This is a genomic window from Nonomuraea sp. NPDC048892, from assembly GCF_040649735.1.
GTDB classification, from domain to species: Bacteria; Actinomycetota; Actinomycetes; order Streptosporangiales; family Streptosporangiaceae; genus Nonomuraea; species Nonomuraea maheshkhaliensis.
Genome location: NZ_JBEZFZ010000011.1, coordinates 93,343 through 113,036 on the forward strand (window position 1 = coordinate 93,343; position 19,694 = coordinate 113,036).

Here is a 19,694-nt window from a genome sequence, read left to right on the forward strand (position 1 = left end):
ACCGCCGGTCCATGGCGGCTGTGTAGAGCGTAATGTACGGGGCATGCTCGACGGCACGCCGCTCATCGACGCCCACGTCCACGTGCCGGTGCTCGGCACCCTCAAGCCCGCCTGGCTGCGCTGGGCCCGCGACTTCGGCCCCGAGGGCTTGATCGAGGACGTCTGGGACGCCGAGGGCCGCCCCCGTCCGGCCCGCCTGGACGAGCTGTTCGCCGCCGAGGGCGTGGACGTGGCGCTGCTGCTGTGCGAATACAGCCCGAAGGCCACCGGCACGCAGGCGTTCGAGGATCTGCTGCCGATCGTCGAGCACAACCCGTCCCGGTTCCGCCCGGTCGCGAACGTCAACCCGCACCTGCACTTCCCGCTCGCCGCCGAGGTGCGCAGGCAAGCAGCTCGCCCTCGGCGCCGCCGCGCTGAAACTGCATCCCGTCCACGGCGGCTTCCGCTGCGACGACGCGGCGCTCTACCCGGCCTACCGCGTGCTGGAGGAGCAGGGCGTGCCGCTGGTCGTGCACTGCGGCACCAGCACCTTCCCCGGCTCGGCCAACGAGAACGCCGATCCGGCCTTCCTCATCCCGGTCGTGCGCGACTTCCCCGGGCTCAACGTGGTGCTCGCCCACGGCGGGCGCGGCTGGTGGTACGACGCGGCCGCCTTCCTGGCCCTGTCCAACGAAACGGTCTGGCTGGAGCTGTCCGGCCTGCCGCCCAAGCGGCTGCCCGAGTACTACGCCCGCTTCGACCTGGCCCGGCTGGCCAGGAAGTGCGTCTTCGGCACCGACTGGCCGGGCGTCCCCGGCACCGCCGCCAACGCCCGCGCGGTGGCCGGGCTGCTGCCGGATGAGGTGGCCGCCGCCGTGCTCGCGGGCAACGCGACGAGGGTGTACGCCGGACTCCCTCTGTGATTTCCCTCAAAACCAGTAGGAAATATTGACTTATCGAGGATCGCGGCTTAGCGTCGTTGACATGAGCCAGGGATTCCTCCTGACCGGACGCCCGCACGTGGACTGCTGCCACGTCGCCAGCGCCCAGTGTCGTTGATCACGGACCAGTAGCCGGCGGCGCGGCCCCCGCCCGCCCTTCACCCTCGTGCTCCGGCGTGGCCGACGCCGTCCACGCTCCGCTGACGAACCCTTCCGCCCGCGCTCGCCCGCGCTCGCGCAGCGCCGCTTGAGCGCGCACTTCTTCGTGAGGAACAGACTCCGTGATCTCAACCAGGTTCATGGCCGCCCGCCACGCATCCGAGAGGAGGGGCCGGGCATGACGGACACCCTGCCCGACCGCGCCGTCGAAGCCGAGCACTTCAGGAGGGCGCTGGCCGTGCACGCCAGCGGCGTCGTGGTCATCACCGCCCAGAACGACGGCGTCCCCGTCGGGCTGACCGCCACCTCCTTCTCCTCGGTCAGCCTCGAACCCCCGCTGGTCTCCTTCTACGTCGACCAGTCCTCCTCCACCTGGCCCTGGCTGCGCACCGCCGACCACTTCGCGGTCAACATCCTGGCCAGCGACCAGGCCGAGGTGGCCTCCCGGTTCGCGCGCAAGAACATCGACAGGTTCGCGCCGCCCACCCGCTGGCGGCCGGGGCCGCTCGGCGCGCCCCTGCTCCAGGACGTCTCCGCGCACCTGGTCTGCCTGCCGTACGAGACGGCCGAGGTCGGCGACCACATCCTCGTGGTCGGGCTGGTCGCCGAGGTGACCACGCACAACCCAGGCCGTCCGCTGCTCTACCACCAGGGCCGCTTCGGCCGGTTCCTCCCGCATCCAGAAGACTGAGCACCCCGGAGCCAAGCGTGACCCGACCCATGGAGCGGCCGCGATGAGCCGCAAGCAGATCCATCTGGCCGCCCACTTCCCCGGCGTGAACAACACCACCGTCTGGGCCGACCCTCGCTCCGGCAGCCAGATCGACTTCGCCTCCTTCGCCCACCTGGCCAGGACGGCCGAGCGGGGCAAGTTCGACTTCTTCTTCCTGGCCGAGGGGCTGCGGCTGCGCGAGCTCAAGGGCCGCATCCACGACCTGGACGTGGTCGGGCGGCCCGAGTCGCTCACCCTGCTCAGCGCCCTGGCCGCCGTCACCGGCCGGCTCGGCCTGGCCGGCACGGTCAACGCCACCTTCAACGAGCCGTACGAGCTGGCCCGGCGCCTGGCCACGCTCGACCACCTGAGCGGCGGCCGGGCCGCCTGGAACGTGGTGACCACCTCCGACGCCTTCACCGGCGAGAACTTCCGCCGCGGCGGCTACCTCGACCGCGCCGACCGCTACACCCGGGCCGCGGAGTTCGTGCGCCTGTCGCGCGAGCTGTGGGACTCCTGGCGGCCGGACGCCGTGCTCGCCGACCAGGCCGCGGGGCGGTTCGTCCGGGAGGGCGCCGTCGGCACGGTCCAGCACGAGGGCGAGCACTTCTCGATCGAGGGCCGCTTCACCCTGCCCCGCGCCCCGCAGGGCCACCCGGTCATCATCCAGGCCGGCGACTCCGACGAGGGCAGGGAGTTCGCCGCCGCCACCGCCGACGTGATCTTCTCCAGGCACGGCACGCTGGAGGAGGGCAAACGTTTCTACGCCGACGTCAAGGGCCGCCTGGCCGGGCACGGCCGCGAGCCGCACCAGCTCAAGATCATGCCCGGCGTCACGTACGCGCTCGGCGACACCGAGGCGGAGGCCGCCGAGAACGCCGCCACGATCCGGCGGCAGCAGGTCGGGCCGCAGACCGCGATCGCCTTCCTGGAGCAGGTGTGGGGCCGCGACATGTCCGCCTTCGACCCGGAAGGCCCGCTGCCGGACATCGAGCCCGACCTGGACGAGGGCGTCTCCCAGGGACGGGTGCCGATCAAGGACCGCGCGGCCGTGGCCGCCAAGTGGCGGGCGCTGGCCGAGGAGAAGGGGCTGAGCATCCGCGAGCTGGTCATCGAGGTGACCGGCCGCCAGACGTTCATCGGCACCCCCGAGTCCGTGGCCCGGCAGATCGACGAGCACGTGCAGGGGGACGCCGCCGACGGGTTCATCCTCGTCCCCCACCTGACGCCGGGCGGCCTCGACGACTTCGTCGACCGCGTCGTGCCGCTGCTGCAGGAGCGCGGCTCGTTCCGTTCCGACTACACCGGCACCACCCTGCGCGAACACCTGGAGCTGGCATGACGTTGCACCTGGCCGCCGCCCTGGACGGCGCGGGCTGGCACCCGGCCGCCTGGCGCGAGGCGAGCGCCGCGCCGCGCGCGCTGTTCTCGGCCCGCTACTGGGCCGGACTCGTCGCCGAGGCCGAGCGCGGGCTGCTCGACTTCGTCACGATCGAGGACGCGCTCGGCCTCCAGTCGAGCCTGCCCGACGGCGACGACGACCGCACCGACCAGGTACGCGGGCGCTTCGACGCCGTGCTGCTCGCCGCCCGCCTGGCCCCGCTCACCCGGGGGATCGGCCTGGTGCCGACCGCCACCACCACGCACACCGAGCCGTTCCACGTCGCCATCGGCATCGCCACCCTCGACCACGTCAGCGGCGGGCGGGCCGGATGGCGCCCGCAGGTCTCCGTGCGCGCCTCCGACGCCCGCCACTTCGGCCGCAGGGAGTTCCCGCCGCTCGACCAGGTGCTGAACCGGCCCGGCGGTGCGGACCTGTCCGCCGACCCGCACGTGCGCGCCCTGTTCGCCGAGGCCGCCGACGCGGTCGAGGTGGCCCGGCGGCTCTGGGACAGCTGGGAGGACGACGCCGAGATCAGGGACGTGCCCACCGGCCGCTTCATCGACCGGGACAAACTCCACCACATCGACTTCGACGGGCCGTTCTTCTCGGTCCGAGGGCCCTCCATCACGCCCAGGTCGCCGCAGGGACAGCCAGTGGTGACCGCGCTCGCGCACGCGCGGCTGCCGTACGAGTTCGCCGCCTCCAGCGCGGACGTCGTCTTCGTCACCCCGCACTCGGCCGAGCACGCCCGCGCCATCGTGGACGAGGTCAGGGGGCTGTCCGGCGAGCTGAAGATCTTCGCCGACCTCGTCGTCTTCCTCGGCGACGACGCGGCCGCCCGCAAGGCCCGCCTCGACGAGCTGGACGGGGCCGAGTTCGTCTCCGACGCCGCGATCTTCACCGGCACCGTGCGGAAACTGGCCGATCAACTGCTGGAGTGGCGGCGGGCCGGCATCGAGGGCTTCCGGCTGCGGCCGGGGGCGGTGCCGTACGACCTGTGGCAGATCGCCTCCGGCCTGACCGCCGAACTGCGCGAGCGGGGGGCGTTCAGGAGCCGGTACGAGGCCGGCACGCTGCGCGGGCTGCTCGGCCTGCCCCGCCCGGCCGGCCGTTACGCGGAGGCACGATGAAGTTCCTGCTCATCACCCTGATCACGCACACCGGCGAACGCTCTGCCACCGAACGCTTCCGCGAGGTCGTCCAGAACGCGGTGCTGGCCGAGGAGCTGGGCTTCGACGGCTACGGCGTGGGGGAGCGGCACGAGCGCCCCTTCATCTCCTCCTCGCCGCCCGTCGTGCTCAGCCACATCGCGGCCAAGACGTCCACGATCCGCCTGTTCACCGCCGTGACCACGCTGAGCCTGCTCGACCCGGTCCGCGCCTACGAGGACTACGCCACCCTCGACCACCTGTCGGATGGGCGGCTCGACCTCATCATCGGCAAGGGCAACGGCGCGGCCCAGGCCCAGTTGTTCCACGTCACCGCCGAGGACCAGTGGGAGCGCAACCGGGAGTCGTACGAGCTGTTCCGCCGCCTGTGGCGGGAGGACAAGGTCACCTGGAGCGGCCGGTTCCGGCCCTCGCTCACCGACGCCGAGACCTGGCCGCGCCCCCTGCAACGCCCCATCCGCGTCTGGCACGGCAGCGCCACCAGCAAGGAGTCCGTCGACCTGGCCGCCCGCTACGGCGACCCGCTGTTCTCCGCCAACGTCACCAACCCGATCGAACCGTACGCCGAGCTGATCGAGCACTACCGCGAACGCTGGGCCTACTACGGCCACGACCCGGCCGATGCGCTGGTCGGCGCCGGATCCGCCGGCTTCTACGCGGCCCCGACCTCGCAGGAGGCCGTGGCCACGTACCGGCCGATCTTCGACGCCCGCGTGGCGCTGCAGCGCAGGCTGGGCCTGCCGATCGTCTTCCCCACCCTGGAGGACGCGATCGAGCGCAGCTCGATCCTCGTCGGCAGCCCGCAGCAGATCATCGACAAGGTCCTGCGCTACCACAAGCGGTTCGGGCACGAGGTCATGCACCTGCACGCCGACGCCGACGGGCTCACCCCCGCCCAGCACCGAGCCACGCTGGAGCTGTTCCAGGCCGAGATCGCGCCCGTGCTGCGCGCCGAGATCCCGAGCCGGCCGTTCCCCGAAGCCCGAGGAGCCTCATGACGCTGTCCATCCTCGACCTCGCCCCCATCTCCTCGGGGAAGAGCGCCGCCGACGCGCTGCGCAACTCCATCGATCTGGCCCGGCGCGCCGAGGCGGCAGGTTACCGCCGCTACTGGCTGGCCGAGCACCACTTCGCGCCCGGCGTCGCCAGCTCGGCGCCCGCCGTGCTCATCGCGCTCATCGCGGCCGCCACCTCGACGATCCGGGTCGGGTCGGGGGCCGTGCAGCTCGGGCACCAGACGCCGCTGTCGGTGGTCGAGCAGTTCGGCCTCATCGACGCGCTGCACCCGGGGCGGATCGACCTGGGGATCGGCCGCTCGGGCCAGCGCCGCGCCGAACTCGCCGCCGCGACCCCTCCTGCGGAGCCACCCCAGGCGCGGACGGTGGACGGGCTGCTCATCCCGCCCCCGTTCGACTTCTCCCGGCTGGCCAAGCACCCGCACCTCGCCCACTACGCCACCCTGCTCCAGCAGCCGGGCGCGCAGACGCCCGACTTCGCCGGGCAGATCGACGACGTGCTCGCCTTCCTGGCCGGCACGCACGAGGCGCACGCCGTCCCCGGCGAGGGCGCCGACGTCGAGGTGTGGATCCTCGGCAGCAGCGGCGGCCAGAGCGCGCAGGTGGCGGGGGAGCACGGACTGCCGTTCGCGGCCAACTACCACGTCAGCCCGTCCAGTGTGCTGGAGGCCGTCGAGGCGTACCGGGAGGCGTTCAAGCCGTCGGACGACCTGGCGGAGCCGTACGTCATCGTCTCCGCCGACGCCGTCGTCGCCGAGACCGAGGCCAAGGCCCGCGAACTGGCCTCTCCCTACGCCCTGTGGGTGCGCAGCATCAGGACCGGCGCCGGCGCCATGCCCTTCCCCTCCCCGGCCGAGGCCGCCGCCCACGAGTGGAGCCGGGAGGACGTCGAGCTGGTCAAGGACCGCGTCGACACCCAGTTCACCGGCACCCCCAGCCAGGTCGTGCAGCGACTGCGCACGCTGCGCCGCGTGACCGGGGCCGACGAACTGCTCGTCACCACCATCACCCACGACCACGACGATCGGGTGCGCTCGTACGAGCTGCTCGCCGAAGCCTGGGACCGCCCGTGAAGCGCCTGACCACCGCCCTGCTCCTCGCGTCCGTGACGCTGGCCGCCTGCGGCTCGGCGCCGGCCGCCGAGGAAGCCGCGCCCACCGGCCTGACCTGGGCCGTCGAGACCCAGCCGATCACGCTCAACCCCCAGCAGTGGTCGCAGAACAAGGTCAGGCTGCTCGTCTTCAACCAGTTCGACGCGTTGCTGTCACGGGCCAAGGACGGCTCCTTCCAGCCATGGCTGGCCAAGTCGTGGCAGGTGTCGGACGACGAGCTGACCTACACCCTCGAATTACGGGACGACGTGACCTTCCACGACGGCACCAGGTTCGACGCCGCCGCGGTGAAGGCCAACCTCGACCAGTTCAAGGTCGAGGGCTACAACGCCGCCGTGGCCACCATCCAGCTACGGGCGTTCGAGGAGGCCGAGGTGGTCTCGCCGACCACGCTGCGGATCACCCTCAAGGAGCCGGACGGCCTCTTCCTCGACTTCCTCGCCTCGCCCTACGCCGGGCAGATCTCCCCGAAGTCGCTGAAAGGCGCCAAGGACCTGAAGTTCGGCGGGCCCGACCTGGTCGGCACCGGGCCGTTCATCCTGGACCGCTACGTGCCCGGCCAGGAGATCCACTACCGCCGCAACCCCGCCTACAAGTGGCCGCCCGCCGGCGCCGCCCACCAGGGCCCCGCCCACCTGGCGGAAGTCACCTACCGGTTCCTGCCCGAGGCGGCCGTGCGGGTCGGCGCGCTCACCTCCGGCCAGGTGCAGGTCATCGAGGGCGTCCCCGCCACCGAGGCCGGGCTGATCAAGAGCGACCCCGACCTCACCCTGCAGACCGCGCTCAACTCCGGCACCGCCTTCACCTACTACTTCAACACCTCGCATCCCCCGTTCGACGACCAGCGCGTACGAGAGGCGTTCCGCGAGGCCGTGGACGTGGACGCGGTACTGAAATCGGTCTACCAGGACACCGCCACCAGGGCCTGGAGCGTCATCGGCAAGGCCGGCCCCTTCTACGACGCCGGGCTCGAAGGCTCGTTCGGCGGCGACGTGGCCAAGGCCAACACGCTGCTCGACCAGGCCGGCTGGCGGCAGCGCGACGCCGAGGGCTACCGGGTCAAGGACGGCCGGCGGCTGAGCGTGCGCACGGTCGCCGCCTCCGCCTACGTACGCGACCGGCGCGACGTCCTTGCCCAGGCCATCCAGGCCCAGGTCAAGCAGAACGCCGGCATCGACTTCCAGGTCAAGATCGTCGATACCGGGACGGCGCAGAAGGCGGTCGAGGACGACGCGTACGAGATCTTCGAGAACTCCCGCGGCGACTCCGACGCCGGCGCCGCGCTCAACCTCCTCCTGCCGGGCAAGGGCGCGCTCAACCGCACCCACTACTCGGACGCGGGGGTGGAGAAGGCCATCGCCGAGGCCGGCTCCAGCTCCGACCAGGCGCGGCGGGCGAAGCTCTACGCCGAGGTGCAGCGGGTCGTGGTGCGGGACAAGGCGATCGTCTTCCCGATCTACGTGCCCGCCGACCAGATCGCGGCCAGGAAGAGCGTGCGCGGGCTCGGGTTCGACCCCGCCTCCGGCACCCCCGCGTCCGCGTACGACGTGCGGATCGAGACGTGATCAAACGGCTCGGCACCGGGCTGGCCGTCCTGTGGGCCGCCGCCACCGCCTCGTACGTGGCCCTGCTGCTCGCGCCGGGCGACACCGTGGACATCCTGGTCGGCGACGGGGCCGACACGCCCGAGATCAGGGCCGCCATCGTCCGCGAATGGGGGCTCGACCGGCCCGAGATCGTCCAGTACCTGTCCTACCTGTGGCGGCTCGTCCAGGGGGACCTCGGGCGGTCGTACCAACTGCAGCGGGGCGTCGGCGAGATCCTGGCCACCCAGGTCGGGCCCACCGCGCAACTCACCCTCGCCGCCGCCGGAACCGGCGTGACGCTGGCCGGCCTCATCGCCCTCCTCACCGCCGGTAAGGGGCGGGCGGCGCGTGGCGCGGCCTCGGCGACCGAGCTGGTGGCGGTGTCGGTGCCGCCGTTCCTCATCGGGATCGTGCTGCTGTCGGTGTTCTCGTTCACGCTCGGCTGGTTCCCCGTCTCAGGAGCCGCGGGGCCGCGGGCGCTCGTGCTGCCGGCGCTCGCACTCGGGCTGCCCATCGCCGGGGTGCTCGGCCAGGTGCTGCGGGGTGGTCTCGAACGGGCGCTGGAGCAGCCGTTCGCGGTCACCGCCAGGGCGCGCGGGCTCACCGAACGCGCGCTCGTGGCCCGGCACGCGCTCCGGCACGCGCTGATCCCCGCCGTCACGCTGGCCGGCTGGTTCACCGGCACCCTGCTCGGGGGCGCGGTGATCACCGAGGTGCTGTTCGGGCGGCCGGGGCTCGGGCGGGTGGCGATGGACGCGGTCACCGGGCGGGACATGCCGGTGGTGATGGCGGTGGTGTTGCTGTCGGCGGTCGTGTACGTGGCCATCAGCACCCTTCTGGACCTGGCCTACCGCGCCATCGACCCCCGAATCCGAGGCTGACCCCATGACCGCACCCACCTCGACCCACGGACCAGAAGCGGCCCGGCGGCTGCCGCTGGGGGAGGGGCGGTGGCCGGGCGGGGTGGTCCCGTCGCTGGGCGTGCTGCTCCCGGTCGCCGTCCTCGTGCTGCTCGCCGTCGCCGTGGCGGCGCCGGGCCTGCTCGCCTCCGCGGACCCCCTGGCCGCCGACCCGCTGCGCGCTCTCGCGCCTCCGGGCGGTGAGCACTGGTTCGGCAGCGACCACCTCGGCCGCGACGTGCTGTCCAGGGTCGTGTACGGAGCCCGGCACTCCATCAGCATCGGCGTGGCGGCCACGGTCCTGGCCGTCACCGCCGGTGTGCTGCTCGGCCTGGCCGCCGGGCTGTCCCCCAAGTGGCTGGACGAGGCCCTGGCCCGCTCGTTCGACGTCCTGTCCACCCTGCCCGAGCTGCTGCTGGCCCTGCTCATCGTGGCGATCATCGGCCCCGGTACCGGGAACGTCATCTTCGCCATCGCCGTCGCCCAGATCCCGAACTACGCCCGCGTGATCCGCGCGCAGACCTTCGTCGTCCGCCGCTCCGGCTACGTCGAACAGGCCCTCACCTTCGGCCGCTCCCGCCTGGCGATCACCGCCGGGCACGTGCTGCCCAACGTGCTCGGGCCGATCCCCGTACTGGCCACGATCGGGCTCGGCGGGGCCGTCATCGCCAGCTCGGGGCTGAGCTTCCTCGGGATGGGCCCGCAGCCCCCGGCCGCCGAGTGGGGCGCGATGCTCTCGGAGGCCCGCAACTACCTGCGGGTGGCCTGGTGGGAGGCGCTGTTCCCTGGCCTGGCGATCACGCTGACCGTCGCCTGCCTCACGGTCGCCGGCCGCCGTCTCCAGCGCCGCTTCGAAGGAAGGACCCCGCCCGCATGACCACCACCCACAACGCGAACGCCCGGGCCGCCGGCACCGGAGCGCATCCCACTCGCGCGCTCCCACCGGAGGTGGAGTCCCCCGCCGCGCCGACGGCGGGGGAGACGCCCGCCTCCACGAGCGCGCTCGTCTCGTCGTCCCCGCTCGTGGCCGTCGAGGACCTTCGGGTGAGCTTCGGGGCGACCGAGGTGGTGCGGGGCGTGTCACTCTCGATCGCCCCAGGCGAGTGCGTGGCGATCGTGGGGGAGTCGGGCTCAGGAAAGAGCGTCACCGCCCGCAGCCTGCTGGGCCTGGCGGGTCCGGGATCCCGCGTGCGGGCGTCCGCGTTCACGATCTCGGGCAGGGACGCGCTCCGCTTCCGGCCGGGGGACTGGCGGCGGCTGCGCGGCGGCTTCGCCGGGCTGGTCCTCCAGGACGCGCTGGTCTCTCTCGACCCCCTCAGGACGGTGGGCGCGGAGATCGCCGAAGTGCTGACCACCCACGACGTGGTGCCCCGGGCGCACCGGGCGGAGCGGGTGCTGGAACTGCTGGAGTCGGTACGCGTACCGGAGCCGGCGCTGCGGGCGGGACAGCGTCCCCACGAGCTGTCGGGCGGGCTGCGGCAGCGGGTGCTCATCGCCTCCGCCATCGCGGCCGCTCCCGCGCTGATCATCGCCGACGAGCCCACCACCGCGCTCGACGTCACCGTACAGGCCGGGATCCTGCGCCTGCTGGCCGGGCGGAAGGCGGCGGGCACGGCGTTGCTGCTGATCAGCCACGACCTGGCCGTGGTGGCGTCGATCGCCGATCGCATCCTGGTCATGCGGGACGGCCAGGTCGTCGAACAGGGCCCGGCCCGCGACGTGCTGGCGGCACCGGCACACGCCTACACCCGCTCGTTGCTGGCAGCCGTCCCGTCCGCCTCCTCCCGAGGCACCCGCCTCACCACCGGCACCCGCCGCGCGACCGGAGGTCACGTCGCCGAGGGGTCCGGCGTAGCTGAGAGGGCCGGCGTCACCGGCCGCACCGAGCGCACCCGCGCCACCGAAAGGGGCCGCGTCGTTCCCACGCCGGAGTCCGCCGTCCAGGCGCCAGGTCCGGGTCCCGCGCCGGTGCTGGCGGCGACCGGGTTGTCCCGTTCGTACGGTCCTCGCCGCGTCGTCGACGACGTCTCCTTCACCCTGCATCGCGCCGAGACCCTGGGAATCGTCGGTGAGTCGGGCTCGGGCAAGACCACGCTCGCCCGCCTGGCTCTCGGCCTGCTGACTCCCGATGAAGGCGATGTCACCCTGCACCAGCAGCCGTGGAGTGCCCTGCCGGAACGCCGGCGGCGCCCGTTCCGGCCCAGGATCCAGCTCATCTCGCAGAACCCCCTCGACTCCTTCGACCCCCGCCACACCACCGGACGCCTGATCGCCGAGCCGCTGCGAACGGGCGGGCGGGCCGAGCGGCGTGCCCGCGTACTGGAGCTGCTGACCCGCGTTGGCCTGCCGCCCGAGACGGCCGCCCGCCACCCCAGGGAGCTGTCCGGCGGGCAGCGCCAGCGCGTCGCCATCGCCCGCGCCCTTGCCCCGCGCCCCGACGTGCTCGTGTGCGACGAACCCGTCTCCGCGCTCGACGTCTCGATCCAGGCGCAGGTGCTCGACCTGCTCGCCGACCTTCAGGCCGAGGACGGTACGGCGCTGCTGTTCATCTCGCACGACCTGGGCGTCGTCCACCACCTCGCCCACCGTGTGCTGGTCATGAAGGACGGCAGGGTGGTGGAGGAGGGAGACGTGGACGAGGTGTTCTCCCGCCCCCGCCACCCCTACACCCGCGACCTGGTCGCCGCCGTACCCCGCCTGCCCGCCGCCACCGAGGCGGTGCCCGATCTCGCCGCCCGCCCGGCGTAACAGCCACCACCCTGTCCAGAGCCGGCCACCCTGCGCCGAGCCCGCCCCGCACATCCACTGCACCCGACCACCCGCCCCGCCGATCACCTCGCTGACCAGCTCGTTGTGCGTCGTGCCGCAATCCCGACAATCCCGGCGTCATCGGCGGCAATATCAACGGGAGTTTTCCGCCAGACTCAGACACAATTGGCGAAGTGTGCCGCTTCTATGTCTTTGGCGGCCCACGGCCGATTTATGGTTCATCGAGCGATTGGCGAATGCATGGCGGGCGAGAACACGCGCACGGTCCTCGTGGTGCGGGGCGGCTGGGAAGGGCACGCCCCGGTGGCGGCCACCGACCTCTTCGTACCCTTCCTTGAGAAGAACGGTTTCGAGGTACGGCTGTCCGACAGCCCGGCGCCCTACGCGGACCCCGCGTACATGTCCGGAGTAGACCTCATCGTCCAGTGCTACACCATGGGCAAGATCGAGCCGGCCGAGCTCAAGGGCCTGCGGGCCGTGATCGAGGCGGGCACGGGGATGGCGGGCTGGCACGGCGGGATCGCCGACTCCTACCGTAACTCCTCCGACTACCTGCACCTCATCGGCGGCCAGTTCGCCTGCCACCCCGGCAAGCACCCCGACGGCGAGGACGCGGGCACGGAACGGCACAACTTCGTCCCCTACACCGTCAACATGCTCCCCGAGGCGGCCGACCACCCCATCACCCAGGGGATCGCCGACTTCGACCTCGTCACCGAGCAGTACTGGGTGCTGAGCGACGCCTACATCGACGTGCTGGCCACCACGACCCAGAAGGTGCGCCCGTGGGACCCATGGCACCGGGAGGTGACCTCGCCGGCGATCTGGACCCGGCGATGGGGCAACGGGAAGATCTTCGTCGCCACCCCCGGGCACAGCCTCGACGTCCTGGAGAACGACAGCGTGCGCACGATCATCGAAAGGGGCATGTTGTGGGCCAGCCGGTGAACCTCGGCATCGTGGGCGTCGGGGCCATCTCGGCCCAGTACCTCCAGACCATCGATCGGCTGCCGCAGGTGAACCTGGTGGCGGTGGCCGACCTGGACCTCGACCGGGCGCGGGAGGCGGTGCGGCCGTACGCGGGCGTCGAGGTCTTGAGCGTGCCGGACCTGATGGCGGACGCGCGCATCGACACCGTGCTCAACCTCACCATCCCGGCCGCCCACGCCGAGATCGCGCTCCAGGCCATCGCGGCGGGCAAGCACGTCTACTGCGAGAAGCCCCTCGCCGCGACCGGCGCGGACGCGCGGCGCGTGCTGGAGGCCGCAGCCGAGGCCGGGGTACGGGTCGGGTGCGCGCCCGACACGGTGCTCGGCACGGGCACGCAGACGGCCCGCGTGGCGATCGACGACGGGCTGATCGGCCGGCCGGTGGCGGCGACGGCGACGATGCTGACGCCCGGCCACGAGCGCTGGCATCCCCATCCCGACTTCTACTACGTGCCGGGCGGCGGGCCGCTCCTCGACATGGGCCCGTACTACATCTCCAGCCTGGTGACCATGCTCGGCCCGGTGGCCACGGTCATCGGGGCGGCCAGCCGTACGCGGTCCAAGCGCACGATCGGCAAGGGCCCGCGCCAGGGCGAGGAGATCCCGGTCCTGGTGGACACCCACGTCACCGGCGTGCTCGTGCACGAGTCCGGTGCGCTGTCCACGCTGGTCATGAGCTTCGACGCGGTGGCGACCAAGGCGCCCAACATCGAGGTGCACGGGGACCTAGGCTCGCTGGTGGTCCCCGACCCCAACCGCTTCGACGGCACCGTGCTGCTGACGCGGCTGGGGGAGCAGGAGGCCAGTCCCCTTCCGGTGTCGGCCGGGTACGAGGAGGCCGGGCGCGGCGTGGGCCTGATCGACTTCGCCTTCGGCCGCGAGCCCAGGGCGGGCGGCACGCTCGGCATCCACGTGCTCGACATCATGGAATCGCTGCTCGCCTCGGCCGAGTCCGGGCGATCGGTGGACGTCGAGAGCACCTGCGAACGCCCCGCCCCGGTGGCGCTGGGCAACTCGGCCACGGCCGGCTGACGACTCCGGCGCGGTGCCGCCCGGCCGGCACCGCGCCACCTGACGTGAGCCGGGGAGCCGGTGCCGGGGCGGGGCCGGTCGGGACATCGGGGCCTGGGCGGTCTCTACTCCGACCCCACCATGTCCTCGTCGGCCGTCGTACGGCCGGCCAGTCTTTCGTGACGCTGCCTGGCCGCCTGCGCGGTCCGCAGGCCCAGGCCGAACGCGATGTCCTGCCAGGTCATGCCCCGCCCCCTGGCCATCTCCAGCAGCCCGGCCTCCAGCGCGTCCATCTCCGCGCGCATCAGCGGAACGAGGCTCAGCGCCGCGGTGATGTCGGCGTGATCCACCTCCGGCTCGCCGTCCTGCACCTGGGCGGCCCCGCTGAGCAGGAACGACACGAGCCTGACGGCCTCGTGGGCGCCCAGGGCCGAGGGGTGCACCTGCCTGCCGCGCTGCTCGTCGGTGGCGGCATGCCGCTCGGAGATGCGGTGCAGGGACGCGTAGACCCGATGGGCCCGCGCCTGCTCGGGCTGCGGCGCGGCGAAGGGGTCAGAGGAAGACGACATGCGTCCAACCATGCGGTACGACACATGATGTTGTCAACTCATTGTTTTAAACAACGTGTTCAAGAGCGGCGATCTCCTGGAGATGCCGAAGCTCCTGCAACGCGAACTCCGCAGCGAGCTCAACAAGGCCACCGCCGAACGGAGCCGGCCTCACCGGGACGCCGCCCGGAGGCGGTCGGCCAGCGCGCCGACCCGCTCGACCAGCTCGGGCGGATCGCGCACCTCGAACCCGATGTCCATCAGGGCGATCCACACGACGATCTCGTCGAGGGTGTTCGCGCCGCACAGCAGGAGGCAGGTGCGGTCGTCGAGGGCCTCCACCGTCCCCATCGTCGGCGGCATGTGCTCGGCCACGACCTCGGCCGGCGCGTGCATGGTGACGCGCGCCCGGTACCGGTACGGAGCGCTGGAGATCGCGCGGGACAGGTAGGCGGCGAGGTCGTCGTCGGGCGGGTCGCGGGGGACGAAACGCGGCCCGTTCGGCGTCCGCAGCCGCAGCCGGTCGACCCGGTACGTGCGCCAGCCGCGACGGTCGACGTCCCAGCCGACGAGATACCACCGCCGCCCCGAGTGCACGAGCCGGTGGGGCTCGGCCGAACGAACGCTGTCCCTGCCGTCGTGCGAGCGGTAGTCGAACCGCAGTCCCTCGTGATCCCGGCAGGCCGTGGCGATGGCGGTCAGCACGTCGGCGTCGACCGGCGCCGCGGCTCCCGTCATGGGCACCGTCATCGACTGGAGCGCGTGCACGCGCCGCCGCAGCCGCGCGGGCAGCACGCGTTCGAGCTTGGCCAGCGCCCGCACGGACGTCTCCTCGATCCCGGCGACCGTGCCACCGGCGGCCGTGCGCAGCCCCACCGCGATCGCGACCGCCTCGTCGTCGTCGAGCAGCAGCGGGGGCAGGTCGGACCCGGCGCCCAGCCGGTAGCCCGGCGCGCCGGGCGTGGCGTGCACGGGATAGCCCAGCTCGCGCAGCCGGTCCACATCGCGGCGCACGGTGCGCGTGGTGACGCCCAGCCGCTCCGCCAGCTCCGCGCCGGACCAGTCACGATGGGTCTGCAGCAGGGACAGCAGTCTGAGCAGCCGGGCCGAGGTCTCCAACATGGTCCCATTCTGCCTCCGAGCTAGGACCGAATTCGTCCTAGGTGGCTTCTAACGTCTGAGGCATGACGACCATCGACCCGTTCCGCATCGACATTCCCCAGGCCGACCTGGACGACCTCCGCGACCGGCTGGGCCGCACCCGCTGGCCGGACGAGCTGCCCGGCACCGGCTGGTCCTACGGGGTCCCGACCTCGTACGCGAGGGAACTGGCCGAGTACTGGCGGACCACGTACGACTGGCGCGCGCACGAGGCGGCGCTCAACGCCTACCCGCAGTTCACCACCGAGATCGACCGTCAGACAGTGCATTTCATGCACGTGCGCTCACCCGAGCCGGACGCGCTCCCGCTGGTCCTCACGCACGGCTGGCCCGGTTCGATCGCCGAATTCATGCAGATCATCGGCCCGCTCACCGACCCGCGCGCCCACGGCGGCGACCCGGCCGACGCCTTCCACCTGGTGGCGCCCTCCCTGCCGGGCTTCGGGTTCTCCGGCCCCACCCGCGAGACCGGCTGGAACCTGCGCCGGGTGGCCCGCGCCTGGGCCGAGCTGATGCACCGCCTCGGCTACGACCGTTACGGCGCCCAGGGCGGCGACACCGGCGCGCTGGTCTCTCCCGAGCTCGGCCGGGTCGCGCCGGGCAACGTCGCCGGCGTCCACGTCAACGGCGCCCTGGGCTTCCCGTCGTTCGAGCCCGGCGAGACGGAGGGGCTGACGGAGGCGGAGCGGGCCCGGCTGGCCCTCTACACCGACCACGACCGCTCGGGTTACGCCATGATCCAGTCGACCCGCCCGCAGACGCTGGCCTTCGGCCTGCACGACTCTCCCGCGGGTCAGCTGGCCTGGATCGCCGAGAAGTTCAAGGAGTGGACCGACCCCGCCCGCGACCTGCCCGAAGACGCCGTGGACCGCGACCAGCTGCTCACCGACGTCTCCATCTACTGGTTCACCGGTACCGCGGGGTCGTCGGCCCGCCTGTACAAGGAGGGCGCGACCGACTGGGGGCAGCCCGTGGACAAGTCCGACGTCCCCACCGGGGTGGCGGTCTTTCCCGGGGACGCCGGGATCCGCCGCGTCGCCGAGCGCGAGCACAACGTGATCCACTGGTCGGAGTTCGGCCGGGGCGGCCACTTCGCCGCCATGGAGGCGCCGGACCTGCTGGTCGCCGACGTCCGCGCGTTCTTCCGGCTGGTCCGCTGAACCCGGCCCGCCTCACCCCTTCAGGCCGCTGAACGTCATCGTGGCCACGAACTGCCGCTGCGCCACGATGAAGGCGATGATGAGCGGCATCGTCGCCACCACATTGCCGGCCATGAGCAGCGACCACTGCGTGTGCCGGGTGCCCTGGAAGTTGGCCAGGCCCAGCTGGATCGTGTAGATGCTCTCGTCGCTGATCGCGACCAGCGGCCAGATCAGGTCGTTCCACGAGCCCAGCAGGGTGAACACGGTGAGCGTGGCCAGGGCCGGCTTGGCCAGCGGCAGCACCACCCGCCAGAACACCCCGAACGTGGTGCAGCCGTCGATGCGGGCCGCGTCCTCCAGTTCGGCGGGCAGCGACAGGAAGAACTGCCGCATGAGGAAGATCCCGAAGGCCGACGCCAGCCACGGCACGAACGCCGCCGCCAGGGTGTCGATCAGGCCGAGCCGGGTGAACATCACGTACGTCGGGATCATCAGCAGCTGGGCCGGGATCATGATGGTGGCCAGGATCATCAGGAACCCGGCGTTCTTGCCGAAGAACTTCAGCCGGGCGAAGCCGTAGCCGGCCATCGAGCAGAGCGCGAGATGCGCGACCACGGCGATGGTGGACACGATGACGGTGTTGAGCAGCCAGCGCAGCGCCTGCGACTGGCTGAACAGGCCGATGAAGCCGTCGAGCTGCAGCCGGCTCGGGATGAAGCGGGGCGGGAAGCGGTTGATGTCGCCGTCCGGCATGAACGCGGTCAGCACCATCTGCACCAGCGGCAGCGCGAACAGCAGGGCCAGCGGCATCAGCAGCAGATGCCAGGGGCTGAACGGCAGGCGTCTCATCAGAAGGCCTCGATCTTGCTGCGCCGGGAGTAGAGGATCATCCCGACGGTGATCAGCATGGTCACGGCGAACAGCCCGTAGGCGACGGCCGAGCCGTAGCCGAACTTCGTGAGCTTGAACGCCTGGGTGTAGACGTAGTACACGATCGTCTGCGTCGCCCCCAGCGGACCGCCCCTGGTCGTGGTGAAGACCAGGTCGAAGAGCTGCAGCGCGGTGATCGTCTGCCAGATGGAGGTGAACACCGTGACCGGCCCGAGCGCGGGCAGCGTGACGTGCCGGAAGACCTGCCAGCGGTTGGCGCCGTCCATGCGGGCCGCCTCGACCACGTCCTTGGGGATGTCCTGCAGCGCGGCCAGGTAGACGACCACCGTGAAACCGACCTGCCCCCACAGCGCGATCAGGCAGATCACGGCCAGCGCCTGCGACTGGCTCTCCAGGAACTGCTGCTGCGGCAGGCCGAGCACGCGCAGGACGCTGTTGGCGGCGCCGTACTGGGGGTTGAAGACGAAGCTGGCCAGGATGCCGGTCGCCGCCGCCGAGGCGACGAAGGGGATGAAGATGCACGTACGGTAGAAGCCGACCAGCTTGATCGGCCGGTTGAGCGCGACGGCGACGAGCATCCCGAGGAAGATCGACGACGGCACGAACAGCACGGTGAACACCAGCGTGTGCTGGACCGCCGCGAGCAGATCGGGGTCCTGGGCCATGAACTGGTAGTTGAGCAGGCCGATGGGCTTGGCCGGGGCGATGCCGTTCCACTTCTGCAGCGAGATGAGGAACGCCCACGCCGCGGGGAAGATCGACAGGCCCACCACCAGCGCGGTGGCGGGGCCCGCGAACCCCCAGCCGACCAGGGTGCGGTGCAGCCACCGCACCCTGCCGGACGGGATCGCCGCGCGGTGGGCGGCGCTCTGGCGCCGCCCGGCGAACAGCAGCGACATGGTCAGCCTCCGGCCAGCGCCTGGGCCGACTTGGTCGCGGCCTCGTCCAGCGCCGCCTTCGGTGCGGACGCGCCCTGCAGCACCTTGGCGATGGCCTCCCCGACATGTCGCGACATTTCCACGTATCCGCTGACCGTGGGCCGGGCCTGCTTCGCGTTGGCCATGTTCGCGACCATCTTCTCCACGCCCGGGTACTCCTTGACGTAGTCCTGGTACGCGGGCAGCGACGTCTCGGAGGTACGCAGCGGCAGGTTGCCCTGGACCAGGTTCCACTGGGAGTCGCCCTCGGCCGAGGTGAGCCACTTGATCAGCTCGAACGACCAGTAGGCCCGGTTGGCGTCACCGTTGTCGAACAGCGTCCACAGGTCGGGGCCCGAGACCGTCTGATGGTCACCGTTCGTGCCGGGCAGGAAGGCCACGCCGTAGTCGGTCTTCTTCTGCTTCAGGTCGAACAACGTCCACGGCCCGTTGATGATCATCCCGATCCGGCCGTCACCGAACAGCGGCGCGTAGCGCTCGTCGGTCTGGTCGAGGTAGACGCTCTTGTCGTCCACCGCCATCGCCCGCAGGAACTCCAGCGCGTCCACCCCGGCCTGGCCGTTGAACGCGGCCTGCTTCTGGTCCTGCGACAGGATGGCGCCGCCGCGCTGCCACAGCAGTGGCCAGAAGTGCCAGGTGGTGTCCTCCGAGCCGCTCACCGAGTACGCGGTCCCGTAGATCTTCGCCGCCGGGTCGGTGAGCTTCTTGGCCGCCGCCCTGAAGTCGTCCCACGTCCACTCGTCGGTCGGGTACGGCACGTTCTTGGCGTCGAAGAGCTTCTTGTTGTAGAGCAGCGAGAGGTTGTCCACGAGCGCGGGGAAGCCGATGACCTGGCCGTTCGGCGTCGCGGTGGCACGGGCGGAGGCGGCGAACTCGTCCCACTTGACCGCCGGGTCCTTCACCTTCTCCGTCAGGTCCAGGGTCTTGCCCGACTCCTGGAGCTGCGACGCCCAGTTCCCGAACGAGTACGAAATATCGGGATAGACGCCGCTGGCGAAACCGGCGGACAGCTTCTGCAGCAGCTCGTCGGTGGTGGACGCCCCCGAGGAGACGTCGATGGTCACGTTGGGGTGCTTCTTGGTGAACTCCGCCGCCAGACCCTCCAGGATCTTCTCTGCGTCGGCTGTCTGGCCCGTCCACCAGGTGAGCTTCACCTTCGCCTGCGGGTCCACCGTCTTGGCGCCCTCCTGGGGCGACCCCCCGCAGCCGGCGGCCGCCAGGATGATCGCCGTGACCAGGGCCACCGCGGTTCTTCTTCGCACTGTGGATGCTCCTCCCGGAATGTTGG

General features: G+C 71.7%; 18 protein-coding genes. 13 read left to right on the top strand and 5 right to left on the bottom strand.

Going from position 1 to position 19,694, the window contains the following annotated elements; translation table 11 throughout:
* The first annotated feature begins 287 nt into the window (after window positions 1-287).
* The 12 genes from AB0C28_RS31825 to AB0C28_RS31880 all read left to right on the top strand — a co-directional run bounded on the left by AB0C28_RS31825 (window position 288) and on the right by AB0C28_RS31880 (window position 13,747).
* Window positions 288-902 carry an amidohydrolase family protein gene (locus AB0C28_RS31825; protein WP_358079901.1) on the top strand — a complete coding sequence of 205 codons (615 nt, stop codon included), beginning with the start codon at window positions 288-290 and terminating at the stop codon, window positions 900-902.
* A gap of 355 nt (window positions 903-1,257) precedes the next feature.
* The gene (locus tag AB0C28_RS31830) at window positions 1,258-1,770 is read left to right on the top strand and encodes a flavin reductase family protein (RefSeq protein WP_346111894.1); all 513 of its coding nucleotides are present in this window, start codon (window positions 1,258-1,260) and stop codon (window positions 1,768-1,770) included.
* Window positions 1,771-1,813: 43 nt separating this feature from the next.
* The gene (locus tag AB0C28_RS31835) at window positions 1,814-3,133 is read left to right on the top strand and encodes an NtaA/DmoA family FMN-dependent monooxygenase (RefSeq protein WP_358079676.1); all 1,320 of its coding nucleotides are present in this window, start codon (window positions 1,814-1,816) and stop codon (window positions 3,131-3,133) included.
* Window positions 3,130-4,305 carry an LLM class flavin-dependent oxidoreductase gene (locus AB0C28_RS31840; RefSeq protein ID WP_357858933.1) on the top strand — a complete coding sequence of 392 codons (1,176 nt, stop codon included), beginning with the start codon at window positions 3,130-3,132 and terminating at the stop codon, window positions 4,303-4,305. Before AB0C28_RS31835 ends, AB0C28_RS31840 begins: the two co-directional genes overlap by 4 nt.
* Window positions 4,302-5,342 carry an LLM class flavin-dependent oxidoreductase gene (locus tag AB0C28_RS31845; RefSeq protein WP_358079678.1) on the top strand — a complete coding sequence of 347 codons (1,041 nt, stop codon included), beginning with the start codon at window positions 4,302-4,304 and terminating at the stop codon, window positions 5,340-5,342. The genes AB0C28_RS31840 and AB0C28_RS31845 overlap by 4 nt, the downstream gene beginning before the upstream one ends.
* Window positions 5,339-6,433, top strand: a complete 1,095-nt coding sequence (locus tag AB0C28_RS31850) for an LLM class flavin-dependent oxidoreductase (RefSeq protein WP_358079680.1) — start codon at window positions 5,339-5,341, stop codon at window positions 6,431-6,433. Before AB0C28_RS31845 ends, AB0C28_RS31850 begins: the two co-directional genes overlap by 4 nt.
* Window positions 6,430-8,037, top strand: a complete 1,608-nt coding sequence (locus AB0C28_RS31855) for an ABC transporter substrate-binding protein (protein WP_358079682.1) — start codon at window positions 6,430-6,432, stop codon at window positions 8,035-8,037. The genes AB0C28_RS31850 and AB0C28_RS31855 overlap by 4 nt, the downstream gene beginning before the upstream one ends.
* Window positions 8,034-8,939, top strand: a complete 906-nt coding sequence (locus AB0C28_RS31860; protein WP_358079684.1) for an ABC transporter permease — start codon at window positions 8,034-8,036, stop codon at window positions 8,937-8,939. Before AB0C28_RS31855 ends, AB0C28_RS31860 begins: the two co-directional genes overlap by 4 nt.
* 4 nt (window positions 8,940-8,943) lie before the next feature.
* A complete protein-coding gene (locus AB0C28_RS31865) occupies window positions 8,944-9,834 on the top strand; it encodes an ABC transporter permease (RefSeq protein ID WP_358079686.1) in 891 nt (296 codons plus the stop codon).
* Window positions 9,831-11,705, top strand: coding sequence for an ABC transporter ATP-binding protein (locus AB0C28_RS31870; RefSeq protein ID WP_358079688.1), 1,875 nt, complete (start codon window positions 9,831-9,833; stop codon window positions 11,703-11,705). Before AB0C28_RS31865 ends, AB0C28_RS31870 begins: the two co-directional genes overlap by 4 nt.
* Before the next feature lie 261 nt (window positions 11,706-11,966).
* Window positions 11,967-12,674, top strand: coding sequence for a ThuA domain-containing protein (locus AB0C28_RS31875; RefSeq protein ID WP_358079690.1), 708 nt, complete (start codon window positions 11,967-11,969; stop codon window positions 12,672-12,674).
* Window positions 12,659-13,747 (top strand): Gfo/Idh/MocA family oxidoreductase, encoded by a 1,089-nt coding sequence (locus tag AB0C28_RS31880; protein WP_357858952.1) that lies wholly within the window; start codon window positions 12,659-12,661, stop codon window positions 13,745-13,747. The genes AB0C28_RS31875 and AB0C28_RS31880 overlap by 16 nt, the downstream gene beginning before the upstream one ends.
* Window positions 13,748-13,851: 104 nt before the next feature.
* On the opposite strand, the gene AB0C28_RS31885 is transcribed toward AB0C28_RS31880, so the two are convergent.
* Both AB0C28_RS31885 and AB0C28_RS31890 read right to left on the bottom strand, forming a co-directional pair.
* Window positions 13,852-14,295 (bottom strand): DNA-binding protein, encoded by a 444-nt coding sequence (locus tag AB0C28_RS31885; protein WP_358079692.1) that lies wholly within the window; start codon window positions 14,293-14,295, stop codon window positions 13,852-13,854.
* Window positions 14,296-14,445: 150 nt separating this feature from the next.
* Window positions 14,446-15,396, bottom strand: a complete 951-nt coding sequence (locus AB0C28_RS31890) for a transcriptional regulator (RefSeq protein WP_357858963.1) — start codon at window positions 15,394-15,396, stop codon at window positions 14,446-14,448.
* A gap of 62 nt (window positions 15,397-15,458) precedes the next feature.
* On the opposite strand from AB0C28_RS31890, the gene AB0C28_RS31895 reads away from it, so the two are divergent.
* Window positions 15,459-16,595, top strand: coding sequence for an epoxide hydrolase family protein (locus AB0C28_RS31895; RefSeq protein WP_358079694.1), 1,137 nt, complete (start codon window positions 15,459-15,461; stop codon window positions 16,593-16,595).
* Between the two features lie 12 nt (window positions 16,596-16,607).
* Here the strand turns inward: AB0C28_RS31895 and AB0C28_RS31900 are convergent, their stop codons facing one another.
* From AB0C28_RS31900 to AB0C28_RS31910, 3 genes are read right to left on the bottom strand one after another with little or no spacing between them, the layout of a single operon-like run.
* Window positions 16,608-17,426, bottom strand: a complete 819-nt coding sequence (locus AB0C28_RS31900; RefSeq protein WP_357858969.1) for a carbohydrate ABC transporter permease — start codon at window positions 17,424-17,426, stop codon at window positions 16,608-16,610.
* The gene (locus AB0C28_RS31905; protein ID WP_357858972.1) at window positions 17,426-18,367 is read right to left on the bottom strand and encodes a sugar ABC transporter permease; all 942 of its coding nucleotides are present in this window, start codon (window positions 18,365-18,367) and stop codon (window positions 17,426-17,428) included. Before AB0C28_RS31905 ends, AB0C28_RS31900 begins: the two co-directional genes overlap by 1 nt.
* A gap of 2 nt (window positions 18,368-18,369) precedes the next feature.
* The gene (locus tag AB0C28_RS31910) at window positions 18,370-19,668 is read right to left on the bottom strand and encodes an ABC transporter substrate-binding protein (RefSeq protein ID WP_358079696.1); all 1,299 of its coding nucleotides are present in this window, start codon (window positions 19,666-19,668) and stop codon (window positions 18,370-18,372) included.
* Window positions 19,669-19,694: the final 26 nt, after the last annotated feature.

What these genes read in the sequence shown, in the direction of transcription:
- AB0C28_RS31895 (WP_358079694.1), top strand. Translation starts at nt 15,459, where the DNA reads ATGACGACCATCGACCCGTTCCGCATCGACATTCCCCAGGCCGACCTG.
- AB0C28_RS31850 (WP_358079680.1), top strand. Translation starts at nt 5,339, where the DNA reads ATGACGCTGTCCATCCTCGACCTCGCCCCCATCTCCTCGGGGAAGAGC.
- AB0C28_RS31835 (WP_358079676.1), top strand. Translation starts at nt 1,814, where the DNA reads ATGAGCCGCAAGCAGATCCATCTGGCCGCCCACTTCCCCGGCGTGAAC.
- AB0C28_RS31845 (WP_358079678.1), top strand. Translation starts at nt 4,302, where the DNA reads ATGAAGTTCCTGCTCATCACCCTGATCACGCACACCGGCGAACGCTCT.
- AB0C28_RS31885 (WP_358079692.1), bottom strand. Translation starts at nt 14,295, where the DNA reads ATGTCGTCTTCCTCTGACCCCTTCGCCGCGCCGCAGCCCGAGCAGGCG.
- AB0C28_RS31870 (WP_358079688.1), top strand. Translation starts at nt 9,831, where the DNA reads ATGACCACCACCCACAACGCGAACGCCCGGGCCGCCGGCACCGGAGCG.
- AB0C28_RS31900 (WP_357858969.1), bottom strand. Translation starts at nt 17,426, where the DNA reads ATGAGACGCCTGCCGTTCAGCCCCTGGCATCTGCTGCTGATGCCGCTG.
- AB0C28_RS31830 (WP_346111894.1), top strand. Translation starts at nt 1,258, where the DNA reads ATGACGGACACCCTGCCCGACCGCGCCGTCGAAGCCGAGCACTTCAGG.
- AB0C28_RS31865 (WP_358079686.1), top strand. Translation starts at nt 8,944, where the DNA reads ATGACCGCACCCACCTCGACCCACGGACCAGAAGCGGCCCGGCGGCTG.
- AB0C28_RS31890 (WP_357858963.1), bottom strand. Translation starts at nt 15,396, where the DNA reads ATGTTGGAGACCTCGGCCCGGCTGCTCAGACTGCTGTCCCTGCTGCAG.
- AB0C28_RS31905 (WP_357858972.1), bottom strand. Translation starts at nt 18,367, where the DNA reads ATGTCGCTGCTGTTCGCCGGGCGGCGCCAGAGCGCCGCCCACCGCGCG.
- AB0C28_RS31875 (WP_358079690.1), top strand. Translation starts at nt 11,967, where the DNA reads ATGGCGGGCGAGAACACGCGCACGGTCCTCGTGGTGCGGGGCGGCTGG.
- AB0C28_RS31840 (WP_357858933.1), top strand. Translation starts at nt 3,130, where the DNA reads ATGACGTTGCACCTGGCCGCCGCCCTGGACGGCGCGGGCTGGCACCCG.